3 protein-coding genes are annotated in these 3,564 nt (G+C 43.1%); 2 read left to right on the top strand and 1 reads right to left on the bottom strand.

The features are described from left to right. Positions 1-529: IS110 family transposase (locus VN429_RS09180; protein WP_325632428.1), on the bottom strand; the 529-nt coding region annotated here is incomplete at its 3' end. 574 nt (positions 530-1,103) lie between these two features. Here VN429_RS09180 and VN429_RS09175 point away from each other — a divergent pair. Further along, positions 1,104-1,526, top strand: a complete 423-nt coding sequence (locus VN429_RS09175; protein ID WP_325632432.1) for a DUF6398 domain-containing protein — start codon at positions 1,104-1,106, stop codon at positions 1,524-1,526. Positions 1,527-1,743: 217 nt separating this feature from the next. Then, positions 1,744-3,564, top strand: a 1,821-nt coding sequence (locus VN429_RS09170; RefSeq protein WP_325632423.1) for a dipeptidase, incomplete at its 3' end; no start/stop codon positions are given.

The raw sequence follows: 3,564 nt of genomic DNA, 5'->3' as shown, positions 1-3,564 counted from the left end.
CAACAATCCCCTTTAAAATTGCATATCCAGTTTTCCCAAATACATCTTTGAGAACTGTGCATAACCGAATACTACAAACATCCAACTGATGAAGGATCTTATTCTTATAGAATGTGGCATTACTGACCATCTTATTTCGTGCCCGTGTTAATGAACGAAGTTCATAAAGTTCGCCAGTAAAAACGCGTGATGGAGTGATCAAATTATTGAGTTCTAATTCTGCTATCCACTGAGAGTCCAATGCATCAGTCTTTTTTCCAGGTATACCCTTCATATGGTAGGCGTTTCCAACGGTTACGTTGATAACTGGATTGAGAATACCATAAACGGGACGCCAATATTCTGCGGTTGATTCCATTGCAACGGATTCGCAATGAGAATCCGTTATCCAATTCCTGAGGGAGACGAGTTCATCCAGATTCTGATCATAACGTCTTGTTTCACTATTGCCTTGATCGTCCAGAATTGACGCAACGAGAAATCTTTTGTGAACGTCTATTCCACAAACCTTTTTCCGCTTTTTTGACATAAATTAACCTGTGGGTAGCACATTCTTTACACCAATTTCCCATTCGCGATCTTTGTCGCATTCTGGTGTACGAACAAGGACTACTTTCTTTAACGAGATCTACGTTTCAGAAATTAGACAGTCTTGCTACCCACAGTACCCGATCAACCGACGAGATTTTCATGGTTTCGGGTGTGAACCGCGTAGCGGTTCATGAGGGTTTCCTATGAATTATTAACTCAATTTTTATTACTGGCCATTATTTTTAGCCTGAATGATAATTGAGTCTCAATTATCCTTATTATGCCTCTGATGTCAGGATATCTAAAAATGGTTTTCAATATGACAACAACTAGATGTAACCATGACTGATTGTGCTATGAAATAAACAATCTCGAAAGGTCAAATGAAATGCATTTTAATATATTGGGTGACAATACAGGAACCTTTATCGATCTACTTAAGGTATCTCACCGATTCATCTCTCTCTACATGTTACATCCACATGATATTATGGGGAAAAATCTATACTCTTTGGTTCCCGTGCTCTGGTGGATTCCAGCGAGGGCAACGATATTGATATTCTTGTGGACTAATCTATAATCTCTGTGTCGATTTCTGTAACCGCCACCTCGAACTGGAACTGGAAAAACCTGTATTAGATCTCCTTTCCCTGGTTGCCCGTATTCCGGATACCATGAAGTTGATAGAAAGGGGGACTGAAGCTGCAATGGCATCTGGGTTTATTTATGCAATAGGGCAGATGAAAGGTCTCTTTGTCAGGGGGAAAGAAAAAGGTCTCAAATCGTACGATATCGGTGATGCTTTTGGAGTCAAGGGCGATGTTCCGAAAAGCAGAGCATATCTCATCCGCACAGAACTTCGGACAGTTAAAAGGGAATGGAATGAGGAATATACCGGTACTATCTTTGATGGACAGGTAGATGAGGACTGGGTTGAACTCATGGACGAATGGGTTGGAGATGGATGGTATGGGATGCGAAAACCCTCCTGGTGAAAACATAACGTCTCATATCCATTCCTTTCTCTCTATCTCTCTAATTTTTCAGCACGAGTGGCTGATGGTTAACTCTATTTTTAAAATCTATGGATATACTCTGAACGATGAATGTACAGACCGGATATTGACATCAAAAATTCTCTCTGATCTGGTTGTATCTGATATCCATAACGTATGTGCATGATCTTACATTCCTATTCCTGGGGGAGCATTTATGGTATCCCAAGCCATATCCACAATCAACGGAGGAGTAATTATTCACCATAAAACCCGACTCATTAGTTTTTTTCTGATTCTGATGTTTATCTGCTACCCGTCGTTGGCCTGTACTAATTTTCTCGTTACAAAAGGAGCATCGGCAGATGGTTCTGTCTTTGTTGCTCACTCAAATGACGGGTTTGGAGCGGGAGTTGTAGGACCTGCGGTTCAAAACGAGGTTACAGAGATGATATATGTCCCACCTGCAGATCATCCCCCGGGATCTGTGAGGGCAGTTAGGTATGACCCGAATTCAGGATCTGATGAGCCTAATGGCGGAAAAACCATCGAAACTGATCTTGTCGCCTACATACCTGAAGTCAGCCATACGTATGGATATTATACCGGGTCTTATGGCATCGTGAATGAACACCAACTCATGTTTGCCGAATGCACTGATTATACCAAGGTTCAACCATCGTTCGATAAAAATACAAGAATTTTTTACAGTTCTGAACTGTCCAATATTGCAGCCGAGAGGACAACCACAGCCAGAGATGCTGTAAAACTCATCGGCAATCTGATCGACACATACGGATTTTACGGAACTGGAGAAACTCTGCCCATTGCGGATCTCAATGAAGCATGGGTAATTGAGATATCAGGAGGCACCCCTGATGGAAAGGGCGGACTCTGGGTTGCACAAAAAATACCCGATGGCACAGTTTTTGTGGCTGCAAACACCTTCAGGATCAGGGATGTAGATCCCAACAATCCGGATATATTATATTCAAAGAACCTCTTCCCGTCTGCCATTGCAAATGGTTGGTATAGTCCGTCTCAAGAAAAACTCGACTGGCTCAAGGTTGTCAGTGGCGGTGAATATTCTCATCCCTATTATTCACTTTCTCGTATCTGGAGCATCTATAACCGGGTTGCACCATCACTAAATCTCAGTCCCTTTGTATCAGATACGTACTCACGGGATTATCCGTTCTCAGTCAAACCTGACAAACTGCTCAATCTCTCTGATGCATTTACACTCTACCGTGATCACTATGAAGGAACTGTCTTCGATCTCACAAAAGGAGAGGCAGCTGGTCCCTTCGGCAATCCATACCGGTGGAGAGGAACGTTTGATGCACACGATCTCCTCTATCCCGGAGAGATCAAGCCAGGAGCCTGGCCACGACCAATCTCTGAGACGTTCACCGGGTATAGTTATGTAATCCAGGGACGGAGCTGGCTGCCAGATCCTGTTGGCGGTGTTGTGTGGTTCGGGTTTGGCCCACAGTCAGAAACAGTATACATGCCCTTTTATGCTGGAGGAACTGCAGCCCCTGCGTCGTTTGTTGGAACTAATCGGACAGAGTTCAACCGGAGTTCAGCATACTGGACTTTTAACTTTGTAGCTAACTGGGCAACAATAAACTATCGTCTCATAAGTGCTGATATAAAAGAGGCACAACAGAAGATAGAGAAGAGTGAACAGGAGAAACAGTTTGAAATCGAGAAAAAAGCAGTAAACATTCTCCAGACTAATGGAACTGCCGCCTGCGGCGAATACCTGACAAATTATAGTGTAACAAACAGCCAGAAGGTTCAATCAGACTGGTGGAATCTATCAGACTCCCTGGTTGCAAAATACAGTAACCTGATGGTCACTGACCTCTCGACTGGATCCAGTACAAATGTCGGATATCCGGATTGGTGGCTTGAAAAAACCGGATACCAGTATGGCCCGAGAATTTATGATTACCAGGGTCTGGAAAAGACACAGGGTCTTGTATATGTCAATAAGACCGTAAATGCATCTCCTGGCAATGAACTCATGTAC

Origin of the sequence: Methanospirillum sp., from assembly GCF_035560735.1 — an archaeon.
GTDB lineage: Archaea > Halobacteriota > Methanomicrobia > Methanomicrobiales > Methanospirillaceae > Methanospirillum.
The sequence above is the reverse complement of the archived record's forward strand: the minus strand, read 5'-3'. Positions and strand labels throughout refer to the sequence as shown.